The organism is Nocardiopsis sp. TSRI0078 (genome assembly GCF_001905145.1).
In the GTDB taxonomy this organism is placed as follows: domain Bacteria; phylum Actinomycetota; class Actinomycetes; order Streptosporangiales; family Streptosporangiaceae; genus Nocardiopsis.
Genome location: NZ_LWLB01000006.1, coordinates 57,489 through 73,991 on the forward strand (window position 1 = coordinate 57,489; position 16,503 = coordinate 73,991).

General features: G+C 72.3%; 15 protein-coding genes. 6 read left to right on the forward strand and 9 right to left on the reverse strand.

The window, feature by feature from the left end:
* Positions 1–155: 155 nt before the first annotated feature.
* The 3 genes from A6A08_RS07510 to pdxH all read right to left on the reverse strand — a co-directional run bounded on the left by A6A08_RS07510 (position 156) and on the right by pdxH (position 4,323).
* Positions 156–2,438, reverse strand: a complete 2,283-nt coding sequence (locus tag A6A08_RS07510; protein ID WP_073701812.1) for a SpoIIE family protein phosphatase — start codon at positions 2,436–2,438, stop codon at positions 156–158.
* A gap of 152 nt (positions 2,439–2,590) precedes the next feature.
* Positions 2,591–3,292, reverse strand: coding sequence for a metal-dependent transcriptional regulator (locus A6A08_RS07515; protein ID WP_073701813.1), 702 nt, complete (start codon positions 3,290–3,292; stop codon positions 2,591–2,593).
* 377 nt (positions 3,293–3,669) lie between these two features.
* Positions 3,670–4,323, reverse strand: a complete 654-nt coding sequence (pdxH, locus tag A6A08_RS07520) for a pyridoxamine 5'-phosphate oxidase (RefSeq protein WP_073701814.1) — start codon at positions 4,321–4,323, stop codon at positions 3,670–3,672.
* 237 nt (positions 4,324–4,560) lie between these two features.
* Here pdxH and serC point away from each other — a divergent pair, with 237 nt between their 5' ends.
* A complete protein-coding gene (serC, locus tag A6A08_RS07525; RefSeq protein WP_073701815.1) occupies positions 4,561–5,685 on the forward strand; it encodes a phosphoserine transaminase in 1,125 nt (374 codons plus the stop codon).
* A gap of 146 nt (positions 5,686–5,831) precedes the next feature.
* Entirely contained in the window at positions 5,832–6,836 is a 1,005-nt protein-coding gene (locus A6A08_RS07530; RefSeq protein WP_073701816.1) for a glycerophosphodiester phosphodiesterase family protein, read from the forward strand.
* 209 nt (positions 6,837–7,045) lie between these two features.
* Here A6A08_RS07530 and A6A08_RS07535 read toward each other — a convergent pair whose 3' ends face one another.
* The gene (locus A6A08_RS07535) at positions 7,046–7,495 is read right to left on the reverse strand and encodes a VOC family protein (protein WP_073701817.1); all 450 of its coding nucleotides are present in this window, start codon (positions 7,493–7,495) and stop codon (positions 7,046–7,048) included.
* A gap of 64 nt (positions 7,496–7,559) precedes the next feature.
* On the opposite strand from A6A08_RS07535, the gene A6A08_RS07540 reads away from it, so the two are divergent.
* Positions 7,560–8,192 carry an ABATE domain-containing protein gene (locus A6A08_RS07540; protein ID WP_073701818.1) on the forward strand — a complete coding sequence of 211 codons (633 nt, stop codon included), beginning with the start codon at positions 7,560–7,562 and terminating at the stop codon, positions 8,190–8,192.
* On the opposite strand, the gene A6A08_RS07545 is transcribed toward A6A08_RS07540, so the two are convergent.
* Positions 8,158–9,207: a hypothetical protein gene (locus tag A6A08_RS07545; RefSeq protein WP_073701819.1), complete on the reverse strand. Its 1,050-nt coding sequence runs from the start codon at positions 9,205–9,207 to the stop codon at positions 8,158–8,160. The genes A6A08_RS07540 and A6A08_RS07545 overlap by 35 nt on opposite strands.
* A gap of 92 nt (positions 9,208–9,299) precedes the next feature.
* Here A6A08_RS07545 and A6A08_RS07550 point away from each other — a divergent pair, with 92 nt between their 5' ends.
* Positions 9,300–10,025 carry a 3-keto-5-aminohexanoate cleavage protein gene (locus A6A08_RS07550; protein ID WP_073701820.1) on the forward strand — a complete coding sequence of 242 codons (726 nt, stop codon included), beginning with the start codon at positions 9,300–9,302 and terminating at the stop codon, positions 10,023–10,025.
* Between the two features lie 106 nt (positions 10,026–10,131).
* Here A6A08_RS07550 and thpR read toward each other — a convergent pair whose 3' ends face one another.
* The 3 genes from thpR to A6A08_RS07565 all read right to left on the reverse strand — a co-directional run bounded on the left by thpR (position 10,132) and on the right by A6A08_RS07565 (position 13,789).
* The gene (gene thpR / locus A6A08_RS07555; RefSeq protein ID WP_073701821.1) at positions 10,132–10,722 is read right to left on the reverse strand and encodes an RNA 2',3'-cyclic phosphodiesterase; all 591 of its coding nucleotides are present in this window, start codon (positions 10,720–10,722) and stop codon (positions 10,132–10,134) included.
* 72 nt (positions 10,723–10,794) lie between these two features.
* Entirely contained in the window at positions 10,795–12,171 is a 1,377-nt protein-coding gene (locus A6A08_RS07560; protein WP_073701822.1) for an MFS transporter, read from the reverse strand.
* 163 nt (positions 12,172–12,334) lie between these two features.
* Positions 12,335–13,789, reverse strand: coding sequence for an NCS2 family permease (locus A6A08_RS07565; RefSeq protein ID WP_073701823.1), 1,455 nt, complete (start codon positions 13,787–13,789; stop codon positions 12,335–12,337).
* 218 nt (positions 13,790–14,007) lie between these two features.
* Between A6A08_RS07565 and A6A08_RS07570 the strand changes: the two genes are divergently transcribed.
* Both A6A08_RS07570 and A6A08_RS07575 read left to right on the forward strand, forming a co-directional pair.
* Entirely contained in the window at positions 14,008–14,274 is a 267-nt protein-coding gene (locus A6A08_RS07570) for a DUF2530 domain-containing protein (RefSeq protein ID WP_073701824.1), read from the forward strand.
* Between the two features lie 55 nt (positions 14,275–14,329).
* Complete coding sequence (locus A6A08_RS07575; protein ID WP_073701825.1) at positions 14,330–15,826, forward strand: methyltransferase; 1,497 nt, start codon at positions 14,330–14,332, stop codon at positions 15,824–15,826.
* Between the two features lie 28 nt (positions 15,827–15,854).
* Here the strand turns inward: A6A08_RS07575 and A6A08_RS07580 are convergent, their stop codons facing one another.
* Complete coding sequence (locus A6A08_RS07580) at positions 15,855–16,496, reverse strand: SRPBCC family protein (protein WP_073701826.1); 642 nt, start codon at positions 16,494–16,496, stop codon at positions 15,855–15,857.
* Positions 16,497–16,503 lie beyond the last annotated feature (7 nt).

Below are 16,503 nucleotides of genomic sequence, written 5' to 3' on the forward strand. Positions count from 1 at the left end.
CCGCCCCCGTGCGCCGCGGCCTCGTCATCGCGCCGGAACCAGGCAGGACCCTCCGGCGCAGACCCCGTGCGCCGCACCGGCGGAGTGTCCGTGCGGGCCTTCGCCCGGCGGGCTCGCGGACCCCACCCGGCGGGCTCCGGGGAGCCCGCCCGGGCTCACTCCCCGTCGTCCTTCTCGGCTTCCTCGACCCCGTCGTCGTGCATGGGCATCTCGAACCAGACCGCCTTGCCGTCCGGGGTCGGGCGCGACCCCCACCGGCTGGCCAGCTGCTCGACCAGGTACAGGCCCCGGCCGCCCTCGTCGTCGGCGGCGGCGCTGCGGATCCGGGGCAGCCGCAGGTCGTTGTCGAAGACCTCCACCCACACCGCGGACGCCCCGCGCCGCAGCCGGAGCAGGAACTCCTTGTCCTCGTTCTCGGCGGGCTCGTCGTCCTCCTCCGCCACCGCCTCCAGCAGGTCCGTCCAGTCCTCGTCGAACTCGTCGGTCGGCCCGCCGACTCCGGGCGCGGTCTCCGAGTCCAGGACCCCGACACCGGTGAACTCGCGGTGCACCGGGTGCGGCGTGGCGTGGATGACGACGTTGGTGACGATCTCCGAGACCAGCAGGCAGGCCAGCTCGGCCTGGTCGCGGTCCATCCCCCACTCCTTGAAGGTGTCGGCCGCCAGGTGGCGGGCCTCGCCCACGGTGGAGGCCTCCGAGCGGAACCAGCCCTCGCACAGCGCGAGCGCGTCGGAGTGGGTGCGCACGACCAGCAGGGCGGTGTCGTCGTCCAACTCGCCCGGAACGCTGTGCACGGCCGCCTCGGCGATCTGGTCCACGTCCTTGTCGGCGACCTCGGCGACCCGCTCGGCCAGCAGCTCCAGCGCCCGGTCGGGGTCGGGGCTGCCGCCCACCGGCCGCCGGTCCACGAGGCCGTCGGTGTACAGCACCAGGGTGGCGCCTATGGGCAGGGCCAGGTCGGCCTGGTGGTAGACCACGTCCTCGCCCGAACCGCCCTTGGCGCGCACGCCCAGCATGCGGTCGGTGACCTCCAGGTCGAGCTTCTCCACCGATTCGGAGGTGACCAGCAGCGGCGGGGCGTGTCCGGCGTTGGCGTAGGACAGCTCACGCGACCAGGCGTCGTAGACCATGTACAGGCAGCTGACGCTGGGGATCCAGGTACCGCCGTTGCCGTCCTCCTGACCGAGCTGGCGGACCCACTCGTCGAGTTCGCGCAGGATGTCGGCGGGTTCGCGGTCGGCCTGGGCGAAGGCGCGCAGGGCGGCGCGCAGCTGTCCCATGACGGCGGCGGCGTGCGGCCCCCGGCCCTCGACGTCGCCGATGACCAGGCCGACGCGCCCGGCCGAGAGCGGGATGGCGTCGTAGAAGTCGCCGCCCACCTGGGTCTGCACGCCGTGCCCGTGCGCCTGGAGCGGGCCGGCGGGCAGATAGCGGTGGGCGACGGTCAGCCCGTCCAGGGAGGGCAGGTTGCTGGGCAGCAGGCTGCGCTGGAAGGCGAGCGCGGTGCTGCGCTCCTCCTCGAACAGGCGGGCGTTGTCGATGGCCAGGGCCACCCGGGAGGCGATGGCGCCGACGAGGTCGCGGTCGAAGCCGCCGTAGGTGCTCTTCTGCCGCGGGGAGAGTCCCGACAGGGCCAGGGTGAGCACCCCGAGCAGCTCGCCGCGGGCCCGCAGCGGGGCGGCGATGGCGGAGGTGACGCCGACCTGGCGGGAGACCTGGTCGGAGCGGCTGGTGGGCGAGCTCTCGAACAGGTACTCGCTGCTGACCACCGTCTCCATCCTGCGCAGCGCCTGGGTGACGAAGTGGCGCTCGGGGTAGCGGACCTCGTCGCCGACGTCGAACCAGGTCCGCGGCGGGGGCGTCCACCCCTCGGCGTGCACCGACACCTGTCTGATCAGGCGGTCGTGGTCGTAGAGGTCGATGAAGCAGTGGTCGGCGAACTGCGGGACGAGGATGCCCGCCACGCCCCTGACCGTGGAGTCGAACTCCAGGGAGCTGGACAGGCGGCTGCCGATCCGCTCCATCAGGCCGTACTGCTCCTCCACCCGGCCGCTGCGCAGCGCCTCGCGGGCGATGAGGGTGATGCCGTCGACCTCGCCGGACTCGTCGCGCATGGGCACGGCCTGGGCGCGTACGTGGATCCACGTGGAGTCGCCCCTGAGCACGGCGAAGGTGCCCTCCCACGGCTCACCGCGCAGGACCCGCCGGGCCAGCTGGGAGGCGTGCTCGCGGTCCGACTCGTGGATACCGATGTCGAGCAGGGAGAGGCCGACGTAGTCGCGGCCGTCCACGAAGCCGAAGAGCTCGCGCGCGAAGGGGTTCCAGTAGCGCAGCAGGCTGAAGCGGTCGATGACGACGATGGCGATCTGCGCCTGGTCCACCACGGCGGCCGTGGCGAGCGCGTCGCTCTCCCGGAAGGGCTCACCCCACCGTGTCATCTAGCCGCCACCTCGCCGTCATGAGCTGCATACATGCCCGCTCCGGGTACCCCGAACGACCGCACCTTGAAGCGAGCGTAGCAACACCGTCAACGTTCCCGCAGCGCAATGTGACAATCCTGATGAGCAACCAATCAACGTGTCCGTACGGTTCACGGCTTGGCGACGAAGATGTGTCCGGCGACGAGCGCCGAGAGTTCGGTCCCCCCGGATTCCCCGTCGATCACGCGGACCCCGTCGTCAGAGGCGCGCAACACCACTTCCTGACCCGGTTGTACCCCGCATTCGCGCAAGGTGAGCATGATGTCGGCGTCCGACTGGATCTGCTCGCTGATGCGGCGCACGGTGGCGGTGGTCTCGCTGTTGCCCGCGACGTCGATCATCGGGACGATGGAGTCGTCGGTGAAGGGCTCGGGGGAGTAGTCCTCCAGGCCCAGCTCGTCCAGGCCCGGGATCGGGTTGCCGTGCGGGCACACCGAGGGGGCGTTGAGCAGCGTCACCAGCCGCTCCTCCACCGCCTCGGAGATCACGTGCTCCCAGCGGCAGGCCTCGATGTGCACGTCCTCCCAGGGGAGCCCGATGACGTCGACGAGCAGGCGCTCGGCGAGCCGGTGCTTGCGCATGACGTGGGTGGCCAGGCGCCGCCCCTCGGCGGTCATGACGAGGTGCCTGTCGTTCTCGACCCGCAGCAGGCCGTCACGCTCCATGCGGGCCACGGTCTGGCTCACCGTGGGGCCGCTCTGGTGCAGACGCTCGGCGATACGGGCCCGAAGCGGGACGATCCCCTCCTCTTCGAGCTCGAAAACCGTACGGAGGTACATCTCCGTGGTGTCGATCAGCCCGTGTGCGGTCAAGTCTCCCCTCCCAAGGCTCTGTGCCCGGCGCGCGGTCGCGGACGGGCACGGCGGGTCTCTCTCAACACAGGCCGGGGCGACGTCATTCCCAGGGGCCGAGTGGGGACCGGGGCGTCCGCAGGACCGCGGGAGCGACCACCGATGGCCACAAGCATATCGTGACACGGAGAACCCGCATTTCCGCACTGTCTCACGATGCGGACACACTATCCCCGAACGCGCAAGAGGTGTCGGCCACGGAGGCCGGTCACCGGGGCGGCGGACCTCCCGGTGTGGAGGGGACGGCAGGTGGGCGGGTGCGCGGTGGGCGCCCCCACCTGGGAGAACGGGTGCTCCGGCCTCCGTGCGGGGCGGTGGGGCCACTCTCCGGCCCCTGTTCAGGGCGCGAGACGGTCGATCTCCCACATGCCGTCCTCGCCCCGGAGGTAGCGGAAACGGTCGTGCATGCGGTCGGCGCCGCCCTGCCAGAACTCCACCTCGCCGGGCACCAGCCGGAACCCGCCCCAGTAGACGGGCCGGGGGATCTCCTCGTCGGCGGACCACACCGTGTCGAACTGCCGGTAGAGCCGGTCGAGTTCGGCGCGGTCGGCCACCGGCTGCGACTGGCGCTCGCTGGCCCAGGCGCCCAGCTGCGATCCGCGCGGGCGCGAGGCGAAGTAGCGGTCGTTCTCCTCGTCACTGAGCCGTTCCACCCGACCGGCCACCAGGACCTGCCGCCGGATCGCGTGCCAGGGGAAGACGACACTGGCCCGGGGGTCGGCCTCCAGGGCGCGCCCCTTGCGCGAGGTGTAGTTGGTGAAGAAGCGCAGGCCGGTGCTGTCGTAGCCCTTCATCAGCACGGTGCGGGCGCGGGGCATGCCCGAGGGCTCGACGGAGGCCAGCACCATGGCGTTGGGCTCGGCGAGCCCGGATTCGTGGGCCTCCTCGAACCACAGGTGGAACTGCGTCATGGGGTGGTCGGCGAGAAGGGACCGCATCAGTGGTTCACCCGTGTACGGTTTGCGCAGTTCGGCGGGGTCTCGGTGGTCCACACGGGGCATCCTCTCGCGCCGGGCGCCTCCCGCGCCACCCGGTCGCGCGCGGGGCGTCCGCCATGCCGCCGGCGCGTTTCCCGAAAAGGCGTGTTCCGGTGCTCCGGGAACGGGGACGGTCCGCCCCGATGGCGAATTCGGCGGATGTGATGATTCGATCGGGCATCACGTCGTTTCACCTCGGGCAATCTCAGCCCTGACCGGCGGCGTCGCCGCCGCCACCACTACTCTGGGACCGTGACCGACGAGATTCAGATTCCCGCGAACCTGCTGCCCTCCGACGGCCGTTTCGGCAGCGGCCCGTCCAAAGTCCGCCCCGCGCAACTCGACGCCCTGGCCTCCTCCGGTTCCCTCTACATGGGCACCTCCCACCGGCAGAAGCCGGTCAAGACCCTGGTCTCCCGGGTGCGCGCCGGCGTGAGTGAACTGTTCTCCCTGCCCGACGGGTACGAGGTGGTCCTCGGCAACGGCGGGACCACCGCCTTCTGGGACATCGCCGCGCACGGCCTGCTGCGCAGCAAGTCCCAGCACCTGTCCTTCGGCGAGTTCTCCAGCAAGTTCGCGAAGGTCGCCCAGGGCGCCCCGTGGCTGGAGGAGCCCACCGTCATCAGCACCGACCCCGGCAGCCACGGCGAGCCCGTCGCCGAGGCCGATGTGGACGTGTACGCCCTCACCCACAACGAGACGTCCACCGGTGTGGCCGCGCCCATCAGGCGGGTGGCGGGCGCCGACGACGACGCGCTCGTCCTCGTGGACGCCACCAGCGGCGCGGGCGGCCTGCCCGTCGACATCACCGAGACCGACGTCTACTACTTCGCGCCGCAGAAGAGCTTCGCCTCCGACGGCGGGCTGTGGCTGGCCGTCATGTCGCCCCGTGCCCTGGCCCGCGTGGAGGAGATCGCCGCGAGCGGCCGGTACGTCCCGGAGTTCTTCTCGCTGACCACGGCGGTCGCCAACTCCCGCAAGGACCAGACCTACAACACCCCGGCCGTGGCCACGCTGCTGCTGCTCGCCGAGCAGCTGGAGTGGATGAACGGCCAGGGCGGCCTGGAGTGGACGGTGGCGCGCACCGCCGAGTCCTCGTCGGTCCTCTACGACTGGGCGGAGAAGTCCCCGGTCGCGACGCCGTTCGTCACCGACCCGGCCAAGCGCTCCCAGGTGGTCGGCACCATCGACTTCAGCGACGAGGTGGACGCCGCGGCGGTCGCGAGGGTGCTGCGCGCCAACGGCGTGGTCGACACCGAGCCCTACCGCAAGCTGGGCCGCAACCAGCTGCGCGTGGCCATGTTCCCGGCGGTCGAGCCGGACGACGTGCGCGCGCTCACCGAGTGCGTGGACCACGTGCTCACCAAGCTGGCCTGAGTCCCTGCTCCGGGCATCTGCTCCGGGAACCCGCTCCGGCGATCCCGCCCTGAGCCCCGCGCACCGCGTTGCACAATGGTGGCCGACCCGGACCCGGGTCGGCCTCTCCCTTTTCCCGACTTCTCGCTTACCAGGACGGTTCGGCTGTGCGCAGGAACAAGAAGGACATCCCCATCAAGATCATCTCGCACCGCGGTGCGTCGGGGCACCGTCCCGAGCACACCCTGGCCTCCTACGAGCTGGGGGCCCGGCACGGGGGCGACTTCATCGAGATGGACCTGGTCGCGACGAGGGACAAAAGGCTGATCTGCCGCCACGAGCAGGAGATCGGCGGGACCACGGACGTGGCCGAGCACCCCGAGTTCGCCGACCGGCGCACCACCCGGACCATCGACGGGCGCGAGGTGACCGGGTTCTTCGCCCAGGACTTCACCCTGGAGGAGATCCGTACGCTGCGCGCGGTCGAGCGCCTCCGGGACCTGCGCGGGATGAACGCCGTGATGGACGGGACCTACGGGATCCCGACCCTGGAGGAGGTCATCGAGCTCGCGTTCTCGCTCACCGAGGAGCTGGGCCGGCCGATCGGGATCTACCCCGAGACCAAGCACCCCGCCTACCACGAGTCGCAGGGCCTGGAGCTGGAGCCGGTGCTGGCCGCGGCCCTGCGCGAGGCGGGGCTGACCGGGCCGGAGCCGAGGGTGCCGGTGTTCCTCCAGTCCTTCGAGGCGGAGAGCCTGCGCAAGCTGGCGGGGACGGAGCTGCCGTTGGTGTACCTGATGGGCACCGAGGAGCACTGGCTGCGCCACACCACCCCGGACGGCCTGGCGGAGGTGGCGTCGTTCGCGCACGCGATCGGCCCGGCCAAGGCCCTGGTCATCCCCACCGGCGAGGACGGGGCCCTGGGCGAGCCCACCGACCTCGTGGAGAACGCGCACGGGGCCGGGCTCCTGGTGCACCCGTACACCTTCCGCAGCGAGAACCACTTCCTGCCCGCGGACCTGCGCTCGGACGGCGGGCCCGAGGACTACGGCTCCTTCGCCGCCGAGTACGAGGCGTTCTTCGAGGCCGGGGTGGACGGCGTGTTCACCGACTTCTCCCGGCACGCCTTCCTGGCGCGCGAGCACTTCCTGGACCCGCAGCCCGTGGACTAGTCGTACTGACCGCGAAGGTGCGCCGGCCCGCCCCATGGGCCGCGGTCTTGTACCTGTAGCGCGCTTCGGCGCCCGACCTCGCTACAAGTACAAGACCGTCCGGGGGCGGGGCACCCCGGACACAGGGGACTCGGCCGTCGGAGGGCCCGGCGAAACGCCGGACTCGTCGGCGGGCACACGCGCCTTCCCCTCCTCCGCCGGGCGGGGCGTCACTGCACGTCGAACTCGTTGCCCTCGGGGTCGCGCATGGTGACGTGCGAGGAGCCGTGCTCCTCCACCGTCCGCACGACCGAGGCGCCCAGCCCCTCCAGCCGCTCCACGACCTCGTCGCGGCGCTCGGGGCCCACCCGCAGGTCGATGTGCAGGCGGTTCTTCACGCTCTTGGGCTCGGGCACGGCCTTGAAGAGCACGCGCCGTCCCAGGCCGGCGCCGGTGGCGTCGTCCACGGGGTCGTCGGGGTGCCGGATGGCGGCGGCCTGGATCCACGCCTTGCGCCCGTCCACCTCGGTGTAGTCGTCCTCCCCCGCCATCCCGGCGGCGACCGCGTACTCGACGATCGCGGTGTTGTCCTCGGGCTCGTACTCCAGCGCCCCGGCCCAGAAGCGGGCGAGGGGGACCGGTTCGGCGCAGTCCACGACGAGCTGCCACTCCACGGCCATCGCTGGCCTCCTCACTGTCCACGCGGATCCGGCACCGCAGTGTGATTCCAGTTATACTGGTTACATGACGCGGAAAACAACCGGCCTGCCGATGCGTCCTCGGAGCGGATCCCCCTACGTCTTCGATCCGGGCGCGCTGTGCCTGGAGCTGCTGGTCACCGGCGGCCCTGGTGAGTACGCGGTCCACGAGAGCCTCCACCGGCCGCGCGACCTCGCCGACTGGTGCGCGCTGCTGCGCCTGCGCCTGGATCCGGAGCTGGTCACCGTGTCCGAGGCGGAGCTCGCCGCCGCCCGGACCCTGCGCGACGCGCTCTGGCGGATGGTCCTGGCCCACCTCGGCGATCGGCCCCTCGCCCCGGAGGACGTCGCCGAGGTCAACCGGGCCGCCGCACGGGCGCCGCTGGCGCCGAGGATGGGCACGGACCGGGAGTGCGCCTGGGCGCTGCCCGCGGACGCCACCGCGGTGCTGTCCACCATCGCCCGCGACGCGGTCGAGCTGTTCACCGGCCCCCTGGCCGACCGGATCCGCGAGTGCGGCTCGCATGACTGCCGCCTGGTCTTCGTGGACGTCTCGCGGCCCGGTCGGCGCCGCTGGTGCTCCATGGAGCGCTGCGGCAACCGCCAGAAGGTCCGGGCGCTGCGCGCCCGCGGGGAGGACCGCCTCAGCCCCGGCGGGCCAGAAGGACGATACCGGTGATGACCAGCGCGGCCACCGCGGCCCCGCCCACGATGAACGGCAGCGCGCTCCTCGCCTCCGGCCCGACCGTGCCGCCCTCCTCCTCGGCGGGCGGCTCCTCCCTGACGGGCTCCTCGGCCAGGTACCGCTCCTCCAGGGGGATCCGCCAGACCGGCGCGTCCGGTCCCTCGGTCCCGACCATGAGCGCGGTCCCGTCGGGGGTGAAGGCGAGGGACTCCCCCTGGTCGGACTCGGGCAGGTCGAAGGAGCCCAGCGCGGAGCCGGGCACGCCCTCGGTGGAGTCGTAGACCGTGACGCCCCAGTAGGTGCGGATCGCGTAGCGGGTGCCGTCGGGGCCGAACGCGGCGTCGGTGGCGAACAGGGGCACCGAGTCGATCCGCTCCAGTACGTGCTCGCCCCCGGGCTCCAGGGTCTCGGGCGCCGCGTACAGGCCGCCGGAGAACTCCTTGGACGCCACGTACAGCCGCCCGTCGCGGGGGTCGACCATCATCGACTCCGCGTCGCGCCCGCCGTCCTCGTAGGTGAGGGTGAACACCGCGGGCTCGACCAGCGCGTCGGCGACCACCTCGGGCTCGTCGAACCGGTACACCCGCACGTTGGGCCAGCCGCCGCCGAAGTTGTCGCCGATGTCGCCCACGAGGACCGACGGCGTCCCGTCGGGGCCCTCCACGACGGAGACCGCCTCCCAGTCGCGCCTTTCCAGGCCGAGGGTGACGGTGGCGAGCGTGCGCCCCTCCCCGTCGACCGCGTACACCTCACTGGGGTGGTCCCCGCTGTCGTTGTGCGTCCACCACACGCCCTCGTGGCGCAGGGACGGCGCGAGCCCGCTGGACTCGGAGATCCGGGGGTCCCGGAACGCGAAGGCGACCTCCGAGCCCTCGGGGCCCGTCCCTCCGCGGGGGTGGTCGAGCCCGTCCGGGCCGGACTCGCTCGGTTCCACCGGAAAGGCCGTGGCCGGGGCGGCCGGAAGGAGCGCACAGAGCAGGGCGGCGGCAAGAACGGGCGGAGTCCTCATGACCGACATCCTGCCAGGGAACGGCTCGGATGGCTTGCATCCGGGTGGTAACGGGCACATTGGGCTTACGGAGCGCCGTAAGGAGGGCCCTCATGAGGATCGTCGCCTGTCTGAACGGGGACCGCCGCCCCGGGGCGCACCCCGCCCTGCCCGTGTCCGTGGACCAGGTGGTGGCGGACGCCCATGCGGTGGTGGCGGCGGGCGCGACCGAGATCCACGTGCATCCGCGCGACGTCGGCGGCGCCGAGTCGCTGGAGCCGCAGGTGGTCGGCCCGCTGATGGAACGGCTGCGCGCCGAGGGGCCGCGGGTGCCGGTGTCGTTGACCACGTCGCTGTCGGCGGAGTCCGATCCCTGGCGGCGCTACGACCTGGTGCAGCGGTGGGCGGCCTCGGCGCTGCCGGACTCGGTGACGGTGAACCTGCACGAGGCCGGTTCGGTGGACCTGGTACGCCTGCTGGGGGACCGCCGGATCGGGGTGGAGGCCGGAGTGTGGACGGTGGAGTCCGCGCGCATCCTCATCGCCACCGGGCTGGAGGTCGCCGCGGTCCTGGTGGAGCCCACGCAGGTCGCGGTGGAGGACGCCCGGCGCAACGCGGACGCGGTCCTGTCCCTTCTGGACCGGGCGGGGGTGGGCCGGCCGCGGCTGCTGCACGGGGCCGACGCCACGGCCTGGCCGGTCCTGGAGTCGGCGGTCTCCGCGGGCTACGACATCAGGATGGGGCTGGAGGACACCATGCGGCTGCCCGACGGCGAGGAGGCGCACGACAACGCGGCCCTGGTCGCGCACGCGGTGAGCCTGGCCTCCGCGGCCGCCTGAGCGGCCCGGGCTCAGCCGAACAGGGAGCCGAGGAGCACGATGAGCATGATGGAGCCCAACACCACGGGGAGCAGCCAGCGCTGCTTGCGGTTGTTGGTGAGCATGCTCATGACGTGCTCCGCTCAGGAGGTGGGGTGGGATCCTCCTCCCAGCCTAACGCCCACGTCCGGACGGTCCGGTAGCGGTCCCGCCTCCCGACGCGGCTCTCCACCAGGTGCACCTCGTGCGCCCGCCACCCGCGGCTGCGCAGGGGGCCGAGGGCGCGGACGGTGTCGGTGAGGTCGCGCGCGGGGCGGCTGCGGGCGACCGTGATGTGCGGCACGTAGGCGCGGTCCTCCACGGGAAGGCCGGCCCCGGCCGCGGCGGCGCGCAGTCCTCCGGCGAGGGCGGTCAGGGCCTCGGTGTCGCCGCCGAGCCCGGCCCAGAGCACGGAGGAGCGGCCGCCTCCGCGCGGGAAGGTGTCCCAGCCGTGCGCGGCGAGGCGGAGCGGCCGGTGCGCGCGGACCTCGCCGCCGAGGGCGCCGGTGAGCGCGGGAAGGCGGTCCTCGTCCACCTCACCGAGGAAGACCAGCGTGAGGTGCCAGTCCGGGGGCCTGCTCCACCGCAGCCCGGGATCGTGGCGGCGGCCCCGGTCGACGGCTTCGCGCAGCACGTCCGTCACGTCGGGGGGCGGTTCCAGTGCGGCGAACAGTCTCATGTCCCCCTCCTGCCCACGCGGACGGCGGTGCCACCGGTCGTGCCCCGAGGACGGCGGGGCACGACCGGGGTCTCATGGGCGGCTGACCGCGTCCTCGGGGGGACGCGGCCCGTCGCCGCCCCGGGTGAGCCCGACATCGGCCGAGCCGTCCGCGCGGTGCTCCACGCGGACGTGTTCGTGCTCCGGCTCCGCCGCGCGCTCCCGTCCGGCCGGACGGCCCCCCGGAAGCAGGTCGCGCACCCGCACCCCCTTGGTCCGGAAGAGCAGGGCGGACAGGACCGAGACCACCACGAGCGTCACCGAGCCGCCGATCACGAAGCTGGTCCGCGGGCCGAACGTGTCGGCGAGCAGGCCCACCACGGGCGCGCCGATGGGCGCCACACCCATGAACACCAGCAGGAACATGCTCATGACCCGGCCGCGCATCTGCGGGTCCACGCTGAGCTGGAAGGTGGCGTTGAGGGTGGTCACGTACGTCATGAAGGCCATGCCCATGGGCACCAGCACCACGACGAACGGCACGTAGCCGGGCATGAACCCCGCGACCACCTGGAGCGCGCCGAAGGCCATCGACCCGATGAGCACCAGCCGCAGCCTGGGCCGTTCGCGGCGGGCGGCCATCAGGGCGCCCGCCAGCGCGCCGACGGCCAGGAACGCCGCGGCCGCGCCGAACGCGTCGGCCCCGCGCTCGAACACGTTGTTGACCACCAGCGCGATCTGGTTCTGGCTGTTGGCCCCGAAGAACTGGGTCGAGGCGGCCAGGGCCAGGAGGAGGACGAGGTCGCGCCTGCCGCCGATGTAGCGCAGCCCCTCGCGGATCTGCCCCTTGCCCCGGGGGACCCGGTCGGTGGGGTTCAGCTCGGCGGTGCGGACCATCGCCAGGGCGAGGATGGTGAACCCGAACGAGGCGCCGTTGATGAGGAAGACCGGCCCGCTGCCGATGACCGCGATGAGCAGGCCGGCGATGGCCGGTCCGGTGACCCGGCCCAGCTGGAAGCTGGCGCTGTTGAGCGCGATGGCGTTGGACAGGTCGTCGCGGCCGACCATCTCCGGCACGAAGGTCTGCCGCCCGGGGTTGTCGAGCACGGTGATCATGCCGAGTCCGAGGGCGAACAGGTACACGTGCCAGACCTGCGCGGCCCCGGCCGTGGCCAGGACGCCGAGGGCGACGGCGAGCACGCCCATGGCGCTCTGGGTGCAGATCAGGAGCCTGCGCTTGTCCATCCGGTCGACCAGGGCCCCGCCCCACAGCCCGAGGAAGAGCATCGGCAGGAACTGCAGGGCGGTGGTCATGCCGAGTGCGATGCCGCTGCCGCCGCTGAGCTGGAGGACCAGCCAGTCCTGCGCGATGCGCTGCATCCACGTACCGGGGTTGGACAGCAGCTGGCCGAGGGCGTAGAGCCGGTAGTTGCGGTTGGACAGTGAGCGGAACATGGCGATACGCCGCATCAGTCCCTCCCCGCGGACCGGTGGGGAGGGACTGATGCGGGCACTGGCCGACCGTGGCGACATGTCAGACAAAGCGGGCAAAGAAGTAAACGGCGTTGACTCATCACTGGAGTCAACGCCGTCCACCGCCGCCGGAATTCCCGCCCGGCGGGAAAGCCGGGGATCAGCCGATCAGCGCGTTGATCGGCGCCTCGGCGAAGTGGATCAGGAACACCAGCGAGATCAGCCACAGCAGCGGGTGCACCTGGCGGCCCTTGCCCAGGACGAGGCTGACGAAGGCGTAGGTCAGCAGGCCGAACCCGATGCCGTTGGCGATCGAGTAGGTGAAGGGCATCATGATGATCGCCATGAAGGAGCCCAGGCCCAGCGCCGGGTCCCTGAAGTCGATGTTGACGACCTGGGTCATCATCATGAAGCCCACGATCACCAGCACCGGCGTGGCGGCCTCGAAGGGCACCAGGTTCACCAGCGGGGTGAGCAGGGTGGCCAGCATCATCAGCGCACCGGTCACGATCGGCGCGATACCGGTCCGCGCGCCCTCACCGACGCCCGCGGCGGACTCGGCGTAGATGGTGGCCACCGAGGCCGAGCCCAGACCGCCGAGGATCGTGCCGAAGGAGTCGGCGGCCAGGACCTCGCGGCTGCCGGGGATGTTGCCGTTCTCGTCGGCCAGGTCGCCCTGGTGGGCGACGCCGACCATGGTGCCCATGGTGTCGAAGAAGTCGGCCAGCAGCAGCGTGAAGACGAGCATGACCACGGTGGCGAAGCCGATCTCGGACCAGCGCGCGACCACGTTGAAGCCGCCGTCGGCGAACAGGCCGATGAGCGAGAAGTCGGGGAACGCGACCAGGCTTCCGCCGTCGGGCAGGGCCGGGACGGTCAGGCTCCAGCCGAGGCGGTTGTCGCCGCCGCCGAGGACGGCCTCGACGAGGAGGGCGACGACGGTGGAGGCGATGATGCCCAGCAGCATCGCGCCCGGCACCTTGCGCACGTACAGGGCGACGGTGATCAGCAGGCCGATGACGAAGATCAGGATGGGCCAGCCCTGGAGGCCGCCGTTGCCGAGCTGCACCGGGGTGCCCTCGCCCGCCTGCACGAAACCGGCGTTGACCAGGCCGACCAGGGCCAGGAAGAGGCCCACGCCCACGGCGATGGCGACCTTGATGCCGGGCGGGATCGCGGCGAAGACCGCGGTGCGGAACCCGGTGAGCACCAGGATCAGCAGGACCAGGCCCTCGACCACGATCAGCAGGAAGACGTCGGACCAGGGCATGACCGGAGCGATGCCGTAGGCGACGACGGCGTTGAGCCCCATGCCCGCGGCGATGGCGAACGGGTAGCGGCTGACCACGCCCATGAGAAGGCAGGAGATCGCGGCGACCAGGGCGGTGACGGCGGCCACCTGGGGGATGCCCAGGGTCTCTCCGTTGACGTCCTCGGCCGTGCCGATGATCAGCGGGTTGAGGACGACGATGTAGGCCATGGCGAAGAAGGTCGCCAGACCGCCGCGGACCTCGGTGCCGAGGGTGGAGCCGCGCTCGCTGATGCGGAAGTAGCGGTCAAGGGGGCCCGACGGGCGCTTGCCGGTACTGCTGGGGGATGAACTTGGAGATTTCACGTCGACAGCCTGACCTGGTCGTGTTACTGGACAACAAGGATTCTGCGCCAGGTTAGTTGCATCTTCATACAACCTCAGCCACAGGTTTCATGCGAGTTTCAGAGAAAACGCCATATGGTCGGATGATCGATTCGCAGGATGTGACGAAGGCATCCCCGTTGGGCGGGGGCTCCCGGGCACGCGCCCCTCTCCGCGTGTGAACGGATAGCCTGGAGGGCGTGCGCACACCCCGCCGTCCCGACCCGGACGTCCACGAGAGCGATTACCGCGTGCCCGCGGCGATCGGCACCCTGGCGTGGGCGGTGGCGCTCGCCGTCCTCCTCGCCATGGGCGACGGCCTTCCCGAGTCCGAGCGCTGGTGGATCGGGGTCTGCGTGACCGGGATCGCACTGGGCGTCTTCGGCTTCCTCTACATCCCGCGCCTGCTCCGCAAACGCGCCGCAGCCGCCGAGCGCACGGCCGACCGGGCCTCCGACTCCCCCTGAACCGCGGCCGCCGCCGACCAACGGGGGCACCGTGCTTCTGCCTGATAATGGGCGGGTGTCTGAGACGAAATTCCCGCGCGGTCTGGCCGAGCGACTCCGCGGCATCCTCATCGACGCCGACTACACGGTGTCCGGCGTCCGTGACCGACTCGGCGACGCCGCCGCGCGTGCGCTGGCCCGCGAGGAGCTGGTGCCCGCACTGCGCGCCACCGGCGGCGAGGAACGGCTCGGACTACTGCTGCGCCTGTGGTGGCTCCGCTCGCCCATCCCCGCCAGGGCCGCGCGCTCCATCCTGCCCGTGGACGAACTGGCCGAGGCAGGCCTGGTCACCGTGGAGGAGGGTGGGAACGGGCCCGTCGTCCACGCCCTGGTGCACCTGGGCCCGTGGGAGCTGGAGGACGGCAGACCCGGGTTCGTGGTCTCCGATCCCAAGGTGCGCCCCGGCAGCGGCGGCGTTCCCCGCCCCGACCACGTGGTGGGCACGGGCGGCGCCTCCTCCACCCTCTCCCAGCTGATCGTGGACGGCCCGGTCGAGCGCGCCCTGGACGTGGGCACCGGCTGCGGCGTGCAGGCCCTGCACCTGGCCTCGCGGGCGCGCGAGGTGGTGGCCACCGACCTCAACCCGCGCGCGGTGCGCCTGGCCGGGATCAGCCTGGCGCTGTCCGGCGTCGACGGCGCCCGCCTGGAGCAGGGCTCGCTGTACGAGCCGGTCGGGGGCGAGCGGTTCGACCTGATCGTGTCCAACCCGCCGTTCGTGATCACCCCCGACTCCTCGCGGTACACCTACCGGGAGTCGGACCTGCCCGGCGACGCCGTGTGCGCCGAGCTGGTGCGCCAGGCCCCGGCGCACCTCACCGAGGGCGGCTGGTGCCAGATCCTGGCGAACTGGGTGCACCGCGACGGAGACGACTGGGAGGACCGGGTCGGCGGCTGGGTGACCGGGACCGGCTGCTCGGGCTGGGTGGTCCAGCGCGACGTGCAGGACCCCGCCCAGTACGTGGAGCTGTGGCTGCGCGACTCCTGCGAGCACGGCACGCCCGAGTACACGCGCCGCTACGACGCCTGGCTGGACTACTTCGAGCGCGAGGGCATCAAGGGCATCGGGTTCGGGTGGATCAGCCTGCGCAACGACGTCGCCCAGGACGCGACCGTGCGCGTGGAGGAGCTGCGGCACGAGATCGAGCAGCCCGTGGGCCCGTACCTGCCCGACGTGGTGGACGGCGCGATGACCGCGCTGCGCCTGACCGACGCCGCGCTGCTGTCCGCGCACGTGGCGCTCGCACCGGGCGTGGTGGAGGAGCGGGTGGGGCGCCCGGGCGCCCCGGATCCGGAGAAGATCGTGCTGCGCCAGCGCGGCGGCCTGCGGCGGGTCGCCCGTGTGGGCACGGTGGAGGCCGCCCTCGCGGGGGTGTGCGACGGCACCATGCCCGTGGGGCCGCTGCTGGACGTGATCGCCGAGCTCATCGGCGAGGACCCGGTGGCGGTGCGGGAGCGCGCGCCCGAGGCTCTGCGCACCCTCATCTCGGAGGGGTTCTTCCGGGTGGCCCGCTGACCCCGGGGAGCCGGCGGGCCCCGCGGCCTCATGCCTCCGGTGCGGCCTCGGCCTCCGGGTCGGCGGTGTAGAAGGCCACGGTGCGCCCGGCCGCGGCCGCGGCCTCCTCCGGGTCGGCACCGGCGGCGGCGTGCGCCTCGCCCCACAGGCGCCCGCTCAGCTCCATGAACCTGCGGGCCTCCTCCGACCTGCCCCACTCCGTCGTCTCCGGCGGCGCGTCGGCGCCCGAGGACAGGTGCAGGAACAGGCCGAGGAGCCCCATCTCCCAGCCGATGCCGGTGGCGCCCGGCCCGAACTCCGCCCAGAAGTCGTTGAGCGGCGCGACGTGGGTCAGCGCGAAGCGGGTGCGGGTGTCCGACAGCGCGGTCAGGCGCGCCTCCACCTCGCTGGCGCTCCCGTGGAACTCCCAGGTGATCCGGAAGGAGTTCGGCGGATCGCACGAGAGCACCCGCCCCCCGGCGTTGCCCTCCAGCTGGTAGGTGCCGCCCTCGCGCAGGTCGCCCGTGACGGGCAGGAACCACCGCGGGAGGCGCTCGGCGCTGGTGCAGGCGTCCCACAGGTCCTCGACCGGGGCGTCGTAGTCCTGCGTCAGCGTGACGGCGGTCTCGTCCCCGGCACCGCTGATCCCGACCGACCGGCCGACCGCGTCGAGCCGCTGCTGGATGTCCATCGTGTGC

What these genes read in the sequence shown, in the direction of transcription:
- A6A08_RS07545 (WP_073701819.1), bottom strand. Translation starts at nt 9,207, where the DNA reads ATGAGGACTCCGCCCGTTCTTGCCGCCGCCCTGCTCTGTGCGCTCCTT.
- A6A08_RS07510 (WP_073701812.1), bottom strand. Translation starts at nt 2,438, where the DNA reads ATGACACGGTGGGGTGAGCCCTTCCGGGAGAGCGACGCGCTCGCCACG.
- A6A08_RS07560 (WP_073701822.1), bottom strand. Translation starts at nt 12,171, where the DNA reads ATGCGGCGTATCGCCATGTTCCGCTCACTGTCCAACCGCAACTACCGG.
- thpR (WP_073701821.1), bottom strand. Translation starts at nt 10,722, where the DNA reads ATGAGACTGTTCGCCGCACTGGAACCGCCCCCCGACGTGACGGACGTG.
- A6A08_RS07550 (WP_073701820.1), top strand. Translation starts at nt 9,300, where the DNA reads ATGAGGATCGTCGCCTGTCTGAACGGGGACCGCCGCCCCGGGGCGCAC.
- A6A08_RS07580 (WP_073701826.1), bottom strand. Translation starts at nt 16,496, where the DNA reads ATGGACATCCAGCAGCGGCTCGACGCGGTCGGCCGGTCGGTCGGGATC.
- A6A08_RS07535 (WP_073701817.1), bottom strand. Translation starts at nt 7,495, where the DNA reads ATGGCCGTGGAGTGGCAGCTCGTCGTGGACTGCGCCGAACCGGTCCCC.
- A6A08_RS07540 (WP_073701818.1), top strand. Translation starts at nt 7,560, where the DNA reads ATGACGCGGAAAACAACCGGCCTGCCGATGCGTCCTCGGAGCGGATCC.